At 64.3% G+C, this 15,561-nt stretch carries 14 protein-coding genes and 1 pseudogene; 8 read left to right on the top strand and 7 right to left on the bottom strand.

All coding sequences use genetic code 11. The features are described from left to right. Positions 1-10: 10 nt before the first annotated feature. From LB532_RS21925 to LB532_RS21915, 3 genes are all read left to right on the top strand, one after another. Positions 11-1,489 (top strand): YcjX family protein, encoded by a 1,479-nt coding sequence (locus LB532_RS21925; protein ID WP_140638264.1) that lies wholly within the window; start codon positions 11-13, stop codon positions 1,487-1,489. Continuing rightward, positions 1,486-2,607: a YcjF family protein gene (locus LB532_RS21920; RefSeq protein WP_140638265.1), complete on the top strand. Its 1,122-nt coding sequence runs from the start codon at positions 1,486-1,488 to the stop codon at positions 2,605-2,607. The genes LB532_RS21925 and LB532_RS21920 overlap by 4 nt, the downstream gene beginning before the upstream one ends. A 90-nt stretch (positions 2,608-2,697) precedes the next feature. Further along, entirely contained in the window at positions 2,698-3,249 is a 552-nt protein-coding gene (locus LB532_RS21915; protein WP_140638266.1) for a hypothetical protein, read from the top strand. Between the two features lie 87 nt (positions 3,250-3,336). On the opposite strand, the gene LB532_RS21910 is transcribed toward LB532_RS21915, so the two are convergent. After that, complete coding sequence (locus LB532_RS21910) at positions 3,337-3,603, bottom strand: hypothetical protein (protein WP_140638267.1); 267 nt, start codon at positions 3,601-3,603, stop codon at positions 3,337-3,339. A gap of 264 nt (positions 3,604-3,867) precedes the next feature. On the opposite strand from LB532_RS21910, the gene LB532_RS21905 reads away from it, so the two are divergent. Then, positions 3,868-5,706 carry a monovalent cation:proton antiporter-2 (CPA2) family protein gene (locus tag LB532_RS21905; protein WP_140638268.1) on the top strand — a complete coding sequence of 613 codons (1,839 nt, stop codon included), beginning with the start codon at positions 3,868-3,870 and terminating at the stop codon, positions 5,704-5,706. A 9-nt stretch (positions 5,707-5,715) separates the two neighbouring features. Beyond that, positions 5,716-6,261, top strand: coding sequence for a DUF924 family protein (locus tag LB532_RS21900; RefSeq protein WP_140638269.1), 546 nt, complete (start codon positions 5,716-5,718; stop codon positions 6,259-6,261). Here LB532_RS21900 and folK read toward each other — a convergent pair. Genes folK through folP form a run of 3 tightly spaced genes read right to left on the bottom strand, consistent with a single transcriptional unit; the run spans position 6,253 to position 7,978 of the window. Next, a complete protein-coding gene (folK, locus tag LB532_RS21895) occupies positions 6,253-6,780 on the bottom strand; it encodes a 2-amino-4-hydroxy-6-hydroxymethyldihydropteridine diphosphokinase (RefSeq protein WP_140638270.1) in 528 nt (175 codons plus the stop codon). The genes LB532_RS21900 and folK overlap by 9 nt on opposite strands. Next, positions 6,764-7,123, bottom strand: a complete 360-nt coding sequence (gene folB, locus LB532_RS21890; RefSeq protein WP_140498905.1) for a dihydroneopterin aldolase — start codon at positions 7,121-7,123, stop codon at positions 6,764-6,766. The genes folK and folB overlap by 17 nt, the downstream gene beginning before the upstream one ends. Positions 7,124-7,126: 3 nt before the next feature. Further along, the gene (folP, locus tag LB532_RS21885; protein ID WP_140638271.1) at positions 7,127-7,978 is read right to left on the bottom strand and encodes a dihydropteroate synthase; all 852 of its coding nucleotides are present in this window, start codon (positions 7,976-7,978) and stop codon (positions 7,127-7,129) included. Between the two features lie 135 nt (positions 7,979-8,113). On the opposite strand from folP, the gene LB532_RS21880 reads away from it, so the two are divergent. Then, positions 8,114-8,731: a DUF922 domain-containing Zn-dependent protease gene (locus LB532_RS21880; protein ID WP_181169268.1), complete on the top strand. Its 618-nt coding sequence runs from the start codon at positions 8,114-8,116 to the stop codon at positions 8,729-8,731. 237 nt (positions 8,732-8,968) lie between these two features. Further along, complete coding sequence (locus LB532_RS21875) at positions 8,969-10,444, top strand: MDR family MFS transporter (protein ID WP_140638272.1); 1,476 nt, start codon at positions 8,969-8,971, stop codon at positions 10,442-10,444. A gap of 11 nt (positions 10,445-10,455) precedes the next feature. On the opposite strand, the gene LB532_RS21870 is transcribed toward LB532_RS21875, so the two are convergent. The 3 genes from LB532_RS21870 to LB532_RS21860 form a co-directional block, all read right to left on the bottom strand. Beyond that, positions 10,456-11,490, bottom strand: coding sequence for an NAD(P)/FAD-dependent oxidoreductase (locus LB532_RS21870; RefSeq protein ID WP_140638273.1), 1,035 nt, complete (start codon positions 11,488-11,490; stop codon positions 10,456-10,458). A 333-nt stretch (positions 11,491-11,823) separates the two neighbouring features. Beyond that, entirely contained in the window at positions 11,824-12,144 is a 321-nt protein-coding gene (locus tag LB532_RS21865; RefSeq protein WP_137931040.1) for a 2Fe-2S iron-sulfur cluster-binding protein, read from the bottom strand. A 98-nt stretch (positions 12,145-12,242) separates the two neighbouring features. Continuing rightward, positions 12,243-12,611 (bottom strand): Hpt domain-containing protein, encoded by a 369-nt coding sequence (locus LB532_RS21860; RefSeq protein ID WP_140638274.1) that lies wholly within the window; start codon positions 12,609-12,611, stop codon positions 12,243-12,245. Between the two features lie 272 nt (positions 12,612-12,883). On the opposite strand from LB532_RS21860, the pseudogene LB532_RS21855 reads away from it, so the two are divergent. Beyond that, a pseudogene (locus LB532_RS21855) lies at positions 12,884-15,561 on the top strand (kinesin); the annotation flags it as partial.

Here is a 15,561-nt window from a genome sequence, read left to right as displayed (position 1 = left end):
AGAAACAATTTTGGCATCATCGCTGACCACTTTCACCGACGAGGCGAGAATTGCCCTCGACACGCTTTCGGGCCGCGCCAGCGGGCTTTTTTCGCCATCGCTGCGGCTGGGCGTCACGGGCCTTTCCAGGGCGGGCAAGACGGTTTTCATCTCGGCCCTGGTCCACAACCTTATTCACGGCGGGCGCCTGCCGCTGTTCGAGGCGCAGAAATCCGGGCGCATCGCGCGCGCTTTCCTCGAAGAGCAGCCCGACGACGCGGTGCCGCGGTTTCAGTACGAAGACCATATCGCCGCCTTGGTGAACGACCGCGTCTGGCCCGATTCGACACGCGCCATCTCCGAATTGCGGCTGACCATCGAATATGAATCGGCTTCCGGCTGGAACAGGATGTTTTCCTCCGGAAAACTGTCGGTCGACATCGTCGACTATCCCGGCGAATGGCTGCTCGACCTGCCGCTGCTCGGCAAGTCCTTCGCCGATTTTTCGCGCGAAGCCTTTGAAATGGCTGCGTTGCCGGTGCGCGAGGAGCTGTCGCGCGCCTGGCGGGCACTCTCGGCCGAGATCGACCCGAACGCCGATGCCGAGGAGATGACGGCGCGCCGCCTGGCCGAGGAGTTCGCCGCCTATCTCAAAGCCTGCAAGCTCGACGAGCGGGCGCTTTCGACTTTGCCGCCGGGCCGTTTCCTGATGCCTGGCGATCTCGAAGGCTCGCCCGCATTGACCTTCGCGCCTCTGGCCGGCCTGGGCGACAAGCGCCCGCGCAGCGGCTCGCTGCACGCCATGATGGAAAGGCGCTACGAGGCCTACAAGACCCATGTCGTCAAACCCTTCTTCCGCGAACACGTCACCCGGCTCGACCGCCAGATCGTGCTGATCGACGCCATGCAGGCGCTGAACGCCGGCCCCGGAGCCATGGCTGACCTGGAGCGCGCCGTGACCGAGATCCTCGCCTGTTTCCGTCCTGGACGCGGCAGCTTCCTCACCGATCTTTTCTCGCGGCGCATCGATCGTATCCTGATCGCCGCCACCAAGGCCGACCACCTGCATCACGACAGCCATGACCGCTTGCAGGCGATCGTGCGGCGGCTGGCAGACCGCGCCGTGGCGCGGGCGAATTTCACCGGCGCTGGCGTCGACGTCGTCGCCATGGCGGCGGTGCGCGCAACACGAGAAGGCACCGTCAAACAGGGCCGCGAGACATTGCCGGTCATCATCGGCACACCGCTCGCGGGCGAGACAATCAATGGCGACACCTTTGACGGGAAAGCTGAAACGGCCATATTTCCCGGTGATTTACCGGAAAAAATTGATGCTGTCTTCGAAGCTCCCGGGGGAGCGCACAGGCAGGACAATACCGACCCGGCGATCCGCTTCGTGCGTTTTCGCCCGCCAAAGCTCGAGCGCACGGCCGAGGGCGTCACGCTGTCACTGCCGCATATCCGGCTCGACCGTGCCTTGCAGTTCCTGATCGGAGACCATCTGGCATGACCGCGCCCCGCAAGCCGGCGGCATTCCGCATCGAACCGGAGGCCACATTGCAGCAGGATGCGGCGCAGGCGCGCCGTGCCGAGGCCGGGGCGCCGGAGGCGCGCCGTGCCCAGACCGACACAGAGCGCAAGCCCCGCGCGGCGAAGAGCGATGCCGCACTGGTCATCCCGTCGGAGATCGACGTGTTCGACGAGCCGGACATCGTCGCCGCCGAACCGCCGCCGGCGGTCGCTCGCAGGAAACGTTCATTGCTTGGCTCCATCTTCTTCGGCGCGTTCGGGGTGCTGGTTTCGCTGGCCATCGGCCTGTGGACCGATCAGCTCATTCGCGATCTGTTCGCGCGCGCCGAGTGGCTGGGTTGGCTGGCCGCCGGCATGGCTGCCGTCGCCGTGCTGGCGCTGGTGGTGATCCTGATTCGCGAATTCCTGGCGATCGCCCGGCTTGCCGAGGTCGAAAAGCTGCAGAAGCGTGCACTCGATGCGATTGCACGCGACGATCCCAAGGCGGCGCGATTGGTGGTCGACGAGCTGTCGGCCTTCGTTGCGGCCAAACCCCAAACGGCTGCAGGCAGGCGCGCGCTGGCCGAGCTGCGCGACGAGATCATCGATGGCGCCAATCTTGTGCGTCTCGCTGAAGCGGAGATCCTTGGCCCTCTCGACGCCAGGGCCAAGATCATGATCCTGGAAGCCGCCAAACGCGTGTCGCTGGTGACGGCCGTCAGTCCGCGTGCGCTCGTGGACGTCGCCTATGTCGTGTTCGAGGCCGGGCGCCTCATCCGGCGCCTTTCGGAACTCTATGGCGGGCGGCCGGGGACATTGGGCTTCTTTCGCTTGGCGCGCAGCGTGCTGGCGCATCTGGCGGTCACCGGTTCGATCGCCGTCGGCGACAGTTTCGTCCAGCAGATCGTCGGCCACGGCCTCGCCGCGCGCCTCTCCGCCAAGCTCGGCGAAGGCGTCGTCAACGGCATGATGACGGCGCGCATCGGCATCGCCGCGATGGAGACGGCGCGCCCCCTGCCCTTCAGTGCGGCAAAACGGCCGGGACTGGGTGATTTCCTCTCCGCGCTGACATCGTTCGCAAGCAGGAAGGAAAGCGAGAAACCCCCGCCTGGCAAGTGAACGACGACCTTGGCAGTGACGAAGCATTAACCAATCTTGTTCATGGTCGCACTGGTTCCATAACAGCCTCTTTGTTGCCGGGTGTCGTCGATGAAAAGCGTAATTCTGTCCAGCCTGTTGCCCCTGGCGGTCGCGATCACCACTGTCGCCGGCATTGCCGTACAGGCGTCCGCGGCGGAGCCGGACAAGCAGTTCTTCCGGTCCGCCGAAGGCAAATGGGTGGGCCCGGGCGAGATCGTCGCCGGCAAATACAAGGGCACGAAGTTCAACTGCAGCTTCACCGGCTCGACGCCCGACGGCAAGATGGGCATGACGCTCGACGGCGGCTGCCGTGTGGGCATGTTCACCCAGCCGATGTCGGCCAAGATCGAGCGCAAGGGGCGCGACTACAAGGGCTCCTTCATGGGCGGCGCGGCCGGTGCCGGCCTGGATATCATCGGCGGCAATGTGGTCGATGCCCGCAAGGTGGTGTTCACCATCAACCGCAACCAGCTGCGCGGCGTCATGCAGGCACGCATCCCCGACGACAATTCGATGACGGTGACCGTTGCCGTGCGCGTCGCGGACCAGCTGGTGCCGGTGATCGGCATGAGCCTGAAGCGGGTCGACGCGATCGAAGTCGGCTCCATCGCGCCGAACTGAGCGCGTATCAACCGCTTATAACCAAACACAAAAAAGGAGACGGCGGCCAATCGCCACCGCCTCCTTTGAAGACGTCGATAGGAACGATCAGCCCTTGATCGCCGCCGTCACCTCGTCAAAGGCCTTGCAGGCATCGGCCAGGGTCGCGGTGCCCTGATATTTGGTCGTCACCTCTTGCACCTTGGCCGTCAGATCGGCCGCCTTGGACGGATCCTTGGTAACCGCCTCCTGCAGCGCGGCGGCCATGTCCTGCGCCTTCTTGGACGCGACCTCGGCCGTGCACTCAGGCGCCTTGGAGCAAGCCGAACCGGCAAGCACCGCCACGCCGACGGCAACAAGCAAAAACTTCTTCATGTCAGTCATCTCCTCAAAAAGGGCGCGACTTGATCGCCACACCCTCCACTGGCCGAAGCCGAGCGTGCTTAACCTCCGATTGCAGCCAGACGCAACGCGGCCTCGCGCTCAACTTGCGTAACGTGCCTGCAACATTGCCCGCCGGCAGGATTCGGGCTGTTACATGCTCGCCGAAGCCCCTATCCTTGCGGCGCTGGCGCCTGATCCGAGGCGCCTTGACCCGACCGCACAGGCTGCGGTCCTCAAACGAGCGGAATGGCGGGAATGGCGGCAGAGGCAGCGGGCAGCGAGCTTGTTCAGGTGGTGGCGCTGCTCGCCGCGGGTGTTGTCGCCGTTCCCATCTTCAAGCGTATGGGCCTGGGCTCGATTCTCGGCTATCTGGCCGCGGGCGTGGTGATCGGTCCATTCGGCATCGGTGTGTTTTCCGAATCGGGAGCCATCCTCCACGTCGCCGAACTCGGCGTCGTCATGTTCCTGTTCATTATCGGGCTGGAGATGCAGCCGTCGCGGCTCTGGGGCTTGCGCCGCGAGATCTTCGGCCTGGGCGCGCTTCAGGTCGGGGTCTGCGCGGTCTTGCTGACCGGTGTGGGAATAGCCGGAGGCTTTTCCATCGCGCAGTCCTTCGTCGCCGGAGCCGGCTTCGTGCTGACCTCGACGGCGATCGTCATGCAGCTTCTGGAAGAGCGCGGCGAAATCGCCTCGCCCAAGGGCCAGCGCATCGTCTCCATCCTGCTGCTGGAGGATCTGGCGATCGTGCCGCTGCTGGCCCTGATCGCGTTCCTGGCGCCAGGCGGCACCGACACCAGCCTGTCGGAGCGGCTGGCCGAGGTTGGCATCGGCCTTGCCGCGATCATCGGCCTGGTGCTGGCCGGACGCTTTCTGCTCAACCCTTTCTTTCGCATCCTGGCGGATGCCCGCGCCCGCGAGGTGATGACGGCGGCCGCCCTTCTGGTCGTTCTCGGATCCGCCCTTGCCATGCAGCTCAGCGGGCTGTCCATGGCAATGGGCGCGTTCCTGGCCGGCGTGCTTCTGTCCGAATCGACCTTCCGCCACCAGCTCGAAGCCGACATCGAACCGTTTCGCGGCATCCTGCTCGGCCTGTTCTTTCTCGCTGTGGGCATGTCGCTCGACCTGCATGTGGTGGTTCAGAACTGGCGGCTGATCGCTGTCTATGTCGTTGCCTACATGGTCATGAAGGCGCTCGGCATCTACATCGTCGCCCGTGTCCTGAAGTCGGGCCATCGCGAGGCGCTGGAACGCGCCGTCTTCATGGCGCAAGGCGGCGAATTCGCCTTCGTCCTCTATTCGGCTGCCGCTTCCGTCGGCATCATCGACGGCCAGGCCAACGCGACGCTCACGGCCATCGTCATCATCTCCATGGTGCTGACGCCACTGGCGATCGTCGCGTTGCGGTATCTGACGCCGCGCGACGAGCTGTCGCTGGATGGCGTCGATGTCGCCGAAGGGCTGACCGGCAGCGTGCTGATCATCGGATTCGGCCGCTTCGGCCAGATCGCCAGCCAGCCATTGCTGCTGCGCGGGATCGACGTGTCGATCATCGACAACGATGTCGAGATGATCCAGGCGGCGGCCGATTTCGGCTTCAAGGTCTATTACGGCGACGGCACGCGGCTGGACATTCTGCACGCCGCCGGCGCCGGGCGCGCACGCGCCGTGCTCATCTGCGTCGACAAACCCGATGCAGCCGTGCGCATCGCCGAGCTCGTCAAAGCTGAGTTTCCCTTGCTCACCGTGCTGGCGCGCGCCTTTGACCGAGGCACCGCGCTACAGCTCATCCGTACCGGCGTCGACTACCAGCTGCGTGAAACATTCGAATCGGCGCTGGTTTTTGGCGGTTCGACGCTGGAGGCCCTGGGCGTCGACCCGGAAGACGTCGCCGAGGTGGTCGAAGACGTCCGCCGCCGCGACACCGCCCGCTTCGAGACGCAACTCGCCGAAGGCATCCGCTCCGGACAGCGCTTCCTGAAGGGCAATATCGGCACGCCGATCCCCACGCCGCTCTCCACGCCGCGCCGCCCCGGCCAGGCGCTCAACGAGGAAACGGCCGGCGTTCTGCACAAGTCCGAGCCGGCGGATCGATAGGAGAAAAGCATGGATTTGGACAGCAGAGCCCTGTCGGTCACCAGATTCTGGCGTGATGCCGGAGCGGACGCATGGTTCGAGAAAAGCGATGTTTTCGACGGCGATTTCCGCAACCGCTTTCTTGAGCTGCATTACACGGCCGCACGGCGCGAATGCGACGGCTGGTCGGAGCATGCCGAAGGCTCGCTGGCGTTGATGATCCTGCTCGATCAGTTTCCGCGCAACTGCTTTCGCGGCACCGGCCACATGTACGCCACCGACCCGCTGGCGAAGCATTTTGCCCAAAAAGCTGTCACGGCCGGCCAGGACCTGGCGCTCGAACCGGAATTGCGGGTGTTCCTCTATCTGCCGTTCGAACATTCGGAATTGCTCGCCGACCAGGAACGGTCGGTCGAGCTCACCGCGGCCAACGCGCCGGACTACCTCAAATACGCCGAAGAACACCTCGACATCATCCAGCGCTTCGGCCGTTTCCCGCATCGCAACAAGATGCTCGGCCGCGAAACCACGCCGGAGGAAAAAGTCTTTCTGGACGATGGCGGGTTCTCAGGCTGACCCTGGCCTATCCAGCCACCAGTCGCGGCCCGACGGCAGGCGTTCGATACCGGCCGCATCGACGGCGGCCAGCCGCTCCGAGACGCTTCGCCCGCTTACCGCAAGATCGGGCGCGATCTCGGCCAGCGGCGCCAGCACGAAGGCACGTTCAAGCATGCGCGGATGCGGCACTTCCAGACCGGTTTCGTGGATGACGCGATCGCCGAAAACCAGGATGTCGATATCGATCAGGCGCGGCCCCCAGCGCTCCTCGCGCACGCGCTTCAGCTTGCGCTCGGCATCGAGGCACAGGTCGAGCAAGGCCCGCGGCGAGAGCCGTGTCGAGAGTTCGGCGGCGGCGTTCAGGAAGTCGGGCTGGTCGAGCTTGCCCCAGGGAGGCGTGCGGTAGAGCGAGGACACCGCGGCCACGCGAGTGGCGGCATCGGCGTCGAGCAGGCGCAGCGCCGCCGCCATCGATCTCGCCGGATCGCCGAGATTGCCGCCAAGGCTGAGATAGACGGTGTTACTGCGGCCAGACAACGGTCACCTCGACGTAATCGAGCACGCCGGGGACCGGCGCATTCGGCTTGCGGACCGTGATTTCGGCTTTCCTGATCTGCGGGAAGCGTTCCGTCAAGGCTTTTGCGACTTCCAGGGCCAGCGCCTCGATCAGGAAGCGCCTGTGTCCGGTGATGATCTCCTCGATCACCGTGAAGGCAACGCCGTAGTTGACGGTTTCCCCGATGGCATCGTCGACCAGCGCGCGCCCGGGCTCCACGGTGAGCGAGGCGTCGACATAGAAGCGCTGGCCGAGCGCCTCCTCCTCGTCCAGCACGCCGTGCCGGGCAAAGAAGGCGCAGTTCTTCAGGCGGATGACATACATGGTTCAGCGTTCCGAAGCGGCGGTTTCGCGCGCCAGCATAGCATCCGCCACGGCCAGCGCGTCCACGTTGATTGCGACATCGTGGACGCGAAACAGGTCGGCGCCCTTCAATCTCAGTATGACGCTCGTCGCCGCAGTCCCAGCCCCTCTTTCGGCGGCATCGCGGCCCGTGACGGTGCCGATGAAGCGTTTTCGCGAGGTTCCGGCCATCAGTGGAAATCCGAGGGCGTTGAGCTCGGAAAACCGCGCCATCAGGTCGAGGTTATCCTCGGCCGTCTCCTTGGCGAAGCCGAAGCCGGCATCGAGAACGATATGATCGTCGGCGATGCCATGTCGGCGGGCGATTTCCAGTGATTTTTCGAGGAACGCGAACTGGTCGGCGATGACGTCGGGCAGTTTCCGGCGATCCCGCCCGGTATGCATGATGATGAGCCCCGCCCCGGTTTCGGCTGCGACACGCGCAATGTCCGGCTCGCGCTGCAAGCCCCAGACGTCGTTGACGATATGCGCCCCGGCCGCGACGGCCAGGCGCGCGGTCTCGGCGCGATAGGTGTCGACCGAAATCAGCACCTCGCCGGAACCCGCCAGCGCCTCGATCACCGGCAGGATCCGCTGCTGCTCCTCGCCTGCCGTGATCGCGGACGCGCCCGGCCTGGTCGATTCACCGCCGACATCGACGACCAGGGCGCCTTCGCCCAGCATGCGGTGCGCCTGGACCAGCGCGGCTTCGGCGGCATCGAACAGACCGCCGTCGGAAAAGCTGTCGGGCGTGACATTGAGAATGCCGACCACCACGGCCTTGTCGCCAAGGTCGAGATGACGTCCGTGCGCCAACTGCCATCGCCTCGCCGTCATTGCTCATCAACCATGGGGCTCATCAACCATGTGGCTCATCAACCAAGTGGCTCATCAATCATGTGTGATCCGCACCAGATCAATTCCGTTGCGCCGGCAATGGCCGTAAAGCAAGGTAGGTCGAGAGGCAACCTGATGAAACGAACCCTGCTTTGCGCATTGCTGCTTGCCGCCACCGCCGTTCCGGCGGGCGCGGCCAATCTCGTCAAGACATATAGCTACTTCGCCGTTGGCGGCAGGACGCTAGAAGACATCGAGGCACAGCTTTCCAAACGCGGTCCGCAGGTGAAGAGCACCGGCTCGCGGCATCCCGGCGCCACACAGATGGCCTTCACCACGCGCGTCAGCTATGCTGGGCAATCCGGCTCCTGCCGGATCGCCGACGCCGCCGTGACCGTCAAGGTCAAGGTCATCCTTCCCGAATGGCGCCGTCCACGCAAGGCAGACGCGGATGTGCGGCTGTTCTGGGACACGCTGTCGGCCGACATCAAGCGCCATGAGGAACGTCATGTCGAGATCGCCAAGAATCACGCCCGCGAACTGGAAGACGCGCTGAAGGCGGCCTATCCGCAGAAGGACTGCGATGCGGCGAAGGCCAAGGCCGCCGAGATCACCGCCGCCATTCTCGCCAGACACGACCGTGCCCAGGTGCAGTTCGATCGCGTGGAAGGGGTCAATTTCGAAAGCCGCATCCTGCGGCTCCTGCGCTATCGCGTCGAGCGCATCGGGAACGGCCGGTTGCCGCCGACCTGAACGTCCTGATGCATGTCTCCTAAGGGCGGCGGTGCGAGCCAACCGGGCCGAAGCGTAGTGCCAGCTTCGAAAAATTTTCGGGCAACGGTCGAAATCGGCCTATACGGGACGACATATCAGGGTTGGCAAGGGCACGACCTTCAAACACGAGCATCACGACCGATCGCGCCGCGGATGCAACCCGGCTAGCCCAGCCGACGCACCGGACGGCGCGCGCAAGCATATGGACGAAAGACTATGGACCAGGCTGTCGACAAGCAGGCCGTGGCGGCCGCGAGCGCGCCGCTGACGGAAAGCGAAAAGAACGCCATCATCGGCGGCGTTCTCCTGTCGATGCTGCTGGCAGCACTTGACCAGACCATTGTGGCGCCGGCCATGCCGACCATCGCGCGAGCGCTCGGCCACGCCGAGTACCTGCCCTGGATCGTGACCGGATATCTCCTGACCGCAACCGCCATGGCGCCGCTCTACGGCAAGATCTCCGACGTCTACGGCCGCCGGCCGACCGTCTATGGCGCGATCCTCATCTTCCTCGCCGGCTCGCTGGTCAGCGCGATGGCGCCCAACATGTTCGTGCTGGTGATCGGCCGCGCGATCCAGGGCGCCGGCGGCGGCGGGCTTTTCGCCCTGGCGCAGACCGTCATCGGCGACCTCGTGCCGCCACGCGAGCGGGCACGCTATGCGGCCTGGATCTCGGGCACCTGGGCAGTCGCCAGCATCGCCGGGCCGTTGCTCGGCGGCACGTTCGCTGAACATCTCCATTGGTCGCTGATCTTCTGGATCAACATTCCGCTCGGCATCGTCGCCATGGCCATCATCAACAAGCCGCTGCGCAAGCTGCCGGTCGCGGCAAGACGGCACCGCATAGACGGGCTCGGCGCGCTGCTTCTCGTCGCCGCCACGGCCCTGCTGCTTCTGGCGCTGAACTGGGGTGGCAGCGAATACCCCTGGCTGTCGACGGAGATCCTCGGGCTGGTCGCCAGTTCCTTGGTCCTGTGGGGCGCCTTTGCGCTGCGGCTGCTACGCGCAACCGAGCCGCTGATTTCGCTCGAGGTACTGAGCAACCCGATCGTCCTTGCCGGCACGCTCTCCATGTTCCTTCTGCAGGCGGCCAATATCGGCCTGTCTGTCTACCTGCCGGTCTATCTCCAGTCGGTCATCGGCCTGTCCGCGAGCGAATCCGGCACCGCCCTCCTAGGGCTGATGCTTGGCACGGTGGCGGGCGCGACATTCAGCGGGCGCACCATTCCGCGTTTCGTCCATTACAAGCGGATCGCCATGGTCGGATTGGGCTTCGCCGTTCTATGCCTCGGCGTCCTCAGCCTGGTGGCTGGGCACGCCTCGCTGCTGGTAGTCGAGATCCTGACGACGTGCGTCGGGCTCGGCAGCGGAACCACCTTTCCGGTGGCCACGGTGTCTGTTCAGAACGCCGTCGACCCCAGGCATCTGGGCGTCGCCACCGGGGTGCTGACGTTCCTGCGCTCGCTGGGCAGTGCGCTCGGCGTTGCTATCCTCGGTGCGGTCGCCCTGGGCAACGGGCTGCCGCTGGCGGGCGAAGGCGCGCAGGCGACCGGCGCCGGTGCTGAGGCTGCCGCCTTCGGGCTGATCTTCGTCGCCGCCGTGGTGATGTTGATCATGGCGCTGCTGACGCTAAGCCTGATGCCAGAAAAACCGCTGCGCGGCCATCCCGAGGCCCCCGTGCTGGCGGACTGAAGCGACACGCGTCAGGAGGCCTCTGCCACGCCGAGCTTCTTCTGCAGGCTGGAGGAGGAGGTCGTGTATTGAAACACGATGCGTTCGCCCGGGCTGACAATGCGCTTGGCGGCCTGGGCCATCAGCGCGACCTCGTGAAAGCCCGACAGGATGAGCTTCAGCTTGCCGGGATACCAATTGATGTCGCCGACCGCGAAGATGCCCGGGACCGACGTCTGGAACTTCTCGGTGTCGACCGGAATCAGGTTCTCGTGAAGGTTGATCCCCCATTCCGCAATCGGTCCGAGCTTCATGGTCAGGCCGAAGAAGGGCAGCATCCGCGTGCAAGGAACTTCGATGTCGCCCTCCGGCCCCCTGATCAGGGCGGACGACAGTTGGCCGTCGGCGCCAGTCAAGCCCGTCACTTGCCCGACCTGGAAATCCAGCTGCTTCATTTCCTGCATGTCGTACATCTTGTTGACGCTGTCGGGCGCGGCGCGGAACTCCGGGCGCCGGTGGACCAGCGTCACGCTTTTTGCCACCGGCTGCAAATTGAGCGTCCAGTCCAGAGCCGAATCGCCGCCGCCAACGATAACGAGGTCGTGGCCGCGAAAATCTTCCATCCGGCGCACCGAATAGAAGACGCTCTTGCCCTCATAGGGTTCGATGCCCGGGATGGGCGGGCGTTTTGGCTGGAAGGAGCCGCCGCCGGCGGCGATCACCACCACCTTGGCCTCGAACACCTCATTCTCGTCCGTGGTGACGCGAAAGCCGCCATCCTCCAGTCGCTCCAGGCTGGAGACCATGCGATTGTAGGTGAAATCGGGCTTGAACGGCGCGATCTGCTCGAGCAGCTTGTCGACCAGGCCTTGCGCCGAGATCGAAGGCCAGCCGGGAATGTCATAGATCGGCTTCTCCGGATAGAGTTCCGCGCACTGGCCGCCGGGCCGGTCGAGAATGTCGATCAGGTGGCACTTCATGTCGAACAGGCCAAGCTCAAACACGGCGAACAGGCCGACCGGCCCTGCCCCGACAATGAGTACGTCTGTCCTGGTGATGCCGGTCATGATGCGCGCCTCGCTGCTGGATTGGCGTGAGACTGCATGACCACCGGCTTGCTGCCAAGCGGCAGCGGCAAAAATCAGGGCTCCGAACTCGGGTTACAAGGCTTGACGACCGCAAGTCCGGCAGTCCCGCCACCTTTTCATGGCAGGCAGCTTCTCACGATAGGAATTTTTTCTTGACTGGGTGAAGGCAGCTATGGTAGATATTTGGTCATGGTGTTGAGTTGCGCCAGGGCCCGCCGCACAGGCGGGTTTTCCATCCAAGGCGCCATCAACAGCCGGCGAAGGTCCCTAAGGAACCCCTACCGGATTCATTGCCTCGGGCAAATTCGGCTTTTAGCCTTGGCGCTCGGGCACCCGCACCACCAGTCCGTCGAGCGCGTCGCGCACCTTGATCTGGCACGACAGCCGCGAATTAGGCTGGACGTCGTAGGCGAAGTCCAGCATGTCTTCTTCCATCGCTTCCGGCTCGCCGACTTCCGCCGTCCAGGCCTCGTCGACATAGACATGGCAGGTTGCACAGGCGCAGGCGCCGCCGCACTCCGCTTCGATACCCGGCACGGCATTGCGGATGGCGTTTTCCATGACCGTCGAGCCGTTCTCGGCATCCACGTCGAAATGTGTGCCGTCATGGGCAATGAAGGTCAGTTTGGTCATTTGTCACCTGAGGGAGTTTCCGCCGAGATAATCACTCGGGCACACAAGTCAACTGCGGCGAGAAAGCGCCGCTCGGTGACGTTTTTCCGCAAACCGGTCTAGCGGTTGATGGCGGCGATGAAATCGCGCACTTCGTCGATCAGCTTGCCCAGCCGCGTAAGCGTCTGGCTGTCTTCCGGCTGCCGTTCTATCTCGGTGGCGCAATCGGCAATGGCAAAGGCTCCGACACCGCGCGCCGAGCCCTTCAGGCCGTGCGCCAGAAGCAGCCGGTCCTTGATGTCCGCATCGACTATCCTGTCGCGCACCGACAGTGCCTGCTGTACGAAGAGCGCCAGCACCTCCTGTTCGAGGCTGCGGTCGCCCATCGTCTGCCGCGCAAGGTGTGCCAAATCGACCGGTCGGGACCGCCTCGTTCCCGATATATCGCCCCCGGGCATTGAGAAGGCAATGCCGCTTTCGCCACGCATGAACTCGAACTCCGCTTCTTCGGCCGCCTGAAAAACTAGGCGAATCCAATGGACAACGGGTTAATGAATGGCCGGGAAAAATGTTGCGAAAGCGGCGCCGGAATCACGCTTCCGTTAACCTTATATTTAAAGTTTTACGTATCCCGCGGAATGCATGTTTTCTTTACCCCCCTGTGTCATTACGATACGAGGGGTCCATTTTCAGCCTCCTGCGCGTGGGTGCGACAACCAGAATCATAAGCCCGCGGCAGCTAGTACAGGGTAGCGAAGGCATGGCGAAGAAAACAACGACGACCAGATCTCTGGACAACGATGTGGCCAGGGAACTCGAGAAGGCACTCGATCTCGACCTCGGCGGCGACACCGGCAGCGGCGACCTCGATATCGCGGCCTCGATGGAAGATCTGGAAGCGCAGATTTCCCAGGCCGCTGACGAATTGGCGCGCGAGGGACGCAATCAGACGCAAGCACCCGTCGTAAACCAAGCCCAGGCCGCGAATCCCGCGCCAAAGACCAGACCCGCCGAACTGCGCCCCGTCGAAACACGCAATGGCGGTCAGCCCGCCGGCTTCTCGCCGGCCAATGACGATCGTCAGAAGGATTACAAGACGCTTCTGCACAGCCTCAACCGGCGCGCCTCGAACACGATCTACTGGGTTATCGCCTTCGTTTCGCTGGCCTGGATCGCCGGCGCGGGCGGATTGGCCAACCTCCTCTTCGGGCCGAGCATCTGGAGGATCCGCACGCTCGACCAGTTCTTTGCCCGTCCCGAGCTGATCGGCCTTGCTGTCGCGGCCATCGTGCCGGTCATCCTGTTCTGGGCCTTCGCCGCCATGATTCGCCGCGCCCAGGACATGCGCATCGCCGCCCAGTCGATGACGGAAGTGGCCTTCCGCCTCACCGAGCCAGAAAACATGGCCCAGGATCGCGTCATGATGATCGGCCAGGCCGTCCGCCGCGAGGTGGCCGCCATGGGCGAAGGCATCGAACGCACGCTGGCCCGCGCCGTCGAACTGGAAACGCTGGTCCACAGCGAGGTCAACCAGATCGAGCGCTCCTATTCGGAAAACGAAACCCGCATCCGCTCGCTCGTCGACGGCCTCGGCAGCGAGCGCGAGGCGGTCGTCAGCCATGCGGAGCGGGTTCGCGCCTCGATCGCCGGCGCGCACGACACGCTCAAGGACGAAATCGGCGCTGCTAGCGACCTCATCCGCGACAGCATTCTCAATGCATCGACCAAACTGTCGATGACCATCACCAATTCCGGCGACACGCTTATCGACCGCATCAACGAAAGCTCGCTGTCGATCTTCGATTCGGTAGAAGGCCGGCTCGACACCATCACCGACAAGCTTTCGACCTCCGGCGAAGCTTTCGCCAGCCTGCTCGACACGCGCATCGCCAAGCTGACGGACACGACAGACGGCCTGACCCGGTCGCTGACCGACCTGCTCGACGATCGAACGAACGGCATGGTGTCGTTGCTTGGCGGCGCCGCGCGCACACTCAATTCGGAATTCGAGGCCAGCCTCAACGGCATCGAGCGCACACTCGCCGAGCGCGGTCAGGCGCTGATCAGCGAGTTCCAGACCCGTGCCGAGGCCCTCGACACCGGCACGCAGAAGCTCAACGCAGCGCTCGAAGCGCGCGCCCGGCAGATCAACGAAACGCTGGTCGAACGCGCGCGCGAAATCGCCCACACCTTCGCCGAGAGCAAGGACACGCTGACGGCGATGATCGACCAGGGCAAGACCCAGATCGGCGCCGACATGGCCGATATCGTCACGTCGACCTCGTCCATGCTCGAAGCGCGCGCCAGCGATTTCGCCGGACGCATGGAAGCGACGCGCCACGTCGTCTCGCGCTCGTTCGATGCCGATATCCAGCGGCTTGCCGATGCCCGCGTGGGCATAGAGGAAGCGGTCGAAAATCACAGCCGCAGCCTTTCCGAGAGCCGCGAGCGCATGGCGGCCGCGATGCAGGCCGATCTGGCCAAGTTCGCCGAGAGCCGTGCCGGTATCGATGCCGCGGTGACCGACCAGGTGCAGAGGCTGGCCGAAGGCCGCAGCCTGATCGCGCGCGCTCTCGAAGAAGATCTGCGCAAGGTCAACGAATCGCGCGCTGCCATCGACGCTTCGCTCGGCAGCCACCTCGAAAGGCTGGAAGAAGGTCGCAACCGGCTCTCCCAGGCTCTCAACGAAGACTCAGGAAAGTTGGTGCAAGCCCGTACAATCATTGACGAAATGGTTGCTGGACATGTTGGCAAGCTGGCCGAAGGCCGCAACATTCTCTCGCGCGCGCTCGAAACCGACCTCGGCAAGCTCGTGGACACGCGCGCCGACATCGATGGCCTTGTCGCCGGTCAGGTCGAGAAGATCGCCGAGGGCCGCGCGGTACTCGCCAAGGCGCTGGAGAACGACATCGCCGGCATCAAGGACCTCATCGAGGCGCATTCGGCGAAACTGGCGGAAGACCGCTCGCAGCTCGGCCGTTCGCTGGAGGACGATCTGTCCAGCATACGCGGGCTGATCGAGGACCATTCGGGCCGCCTGGCCGAGGATCGCAGCCTGCTGTCGCAGACCCTTGAAGCCGACCTTGCCAAGCTCGCCGAGAGCCGCTCGAGCATCGACGGCCTGGTCGCCGGTCAGGTCGAGAAACTGGCCGAAGGCCGCGATATTCTCAGGCGGGCGCTGGAATCCGACCTCAACGCGATCAAGGGCGTCATATCGAGCCAGTCCGAGAGGCTGGCCGAGGACCGCGGGCAGCTGTCGCGGGTTCTCGAGGCCGACTTGCAGAATGTGAACAGCGTCATTGCCGACCACATGAACAAGCTGGTCCAGGACCGTTCGACCTTGTCGAAAGCGCTTGAGGAGGATCTCGCCAAGCTGGCCGAAAGCCGCTCGAGCATCGACGGCCTTGTCGCCGGCCAGGTCGAGAAGCTGGCCGAAGG

It is taken from the genome of Mesorhizobium sp. ESP-6-2 (genome assembly GCF_020164675.1).
Classification (GTDB): domain Bacteria; phylum Pseudomonadota; class Alphaproteobacteria; order Rhizobiales; family Rhizobiaceae; genus Mesorhizobium.
The sequence above is the reverse complement of the archived record's forward strand: the minus strand, read 5'-3'. Positions and strand labels throughout refer to the sequence as shown.

What these genes read in the sequence shown, in the direction of transcription:
- LB532_RS21920 (WP_140638265.1), top strand. Translation starts at nt 1,486, where the DNA reads ATGACCGCGCCCCGCAAGCCGGCGGCATTCCGCATCGAACCGGAGGCC.
- LB532_RS21915 (WP_140638266.1), top strand. Translation starts at nt 2,698, where the DNA reads ATGAAAAGCGTAATTCTGTCCAGCCTGTTGCCCCTGGCGGTCGCGATC.
- LB532_RS21910 (WP_140638267.1), bottom strand. Translation starts at nt 3,603, where the DNA reads ATGAAGAAGTTTTTGCTTGTTGCCGTCGGCGTGGCGGTGCTTGCCGGT.
- LB532_RS21905 (WP_140638268.1), top strand. Translation starts at nt 3,868, where the DNA reads ATGGCGGCAGAGGCAGCGGGCAGCGAGCTTGTTCAGGTGGTGGCGCTG.
- LB532_RS21900 (WP_140638269.1), top strand. Translation starts at nt 5,716, where the DNA reads ATGGATTTGGACAGCAGAGCCCTGTCGGTCACCAGATTCTGGCGTGAT.
- folB (WP_140498905.1), bottom strand. Translation starts at nt 7,123, where the DNA reads ATGTATGTCATCCGCCTGAAGAACTGCGCCTTCTTTGCCCGGCACGGC.
- folP (WP_140638271.1), bottom strand. Translation starts at nt 7,978, where the DNA reads ATGACGGCGAGGCGATGGCAGTTGGCGCACGGACGTCATCTCGACCTT.
- LB532_RS21880 (WP_181169268.1), top strand. Translation starts at nt 8,114, where the DNA reads ATGAAACGAACCCTGCTTTGCGCATTGCTGCTTGCCGCCACCGCCGTT.
- LB532_RS21875 (WP_140638272.1), top strand. Translation starts at nt 8,969, where the DNA reads ATGGACCAGGCTGTCGACAAGCAGGCCGTGGCGGCCGCGAGCGCGCCG.
- LB532_RS21870 (WP_140638273.1), bottom strand. Translation starts at nt 11,490, where the DNA reads ATGACCGGCATCACCAGGACAGACGTACTCATTGTCGGGGCAGGGCCG.
- LB532_RS21865 (WP_137931040.1), bottom strand. Translation starts at nt 12,144, where the DNA reads ATGACCAAACTGACCTTCATTGCCCATGACGGCACACATTTCGACGTG.
- LB532_RS21860 (WP_140638274.1), bottom strand. Translation starts at nt 12,611, where the DNA reads ATGCGTGGCGAAAGCGGCATTGCCTTCTCAATGCCCGGGGGCGATATA.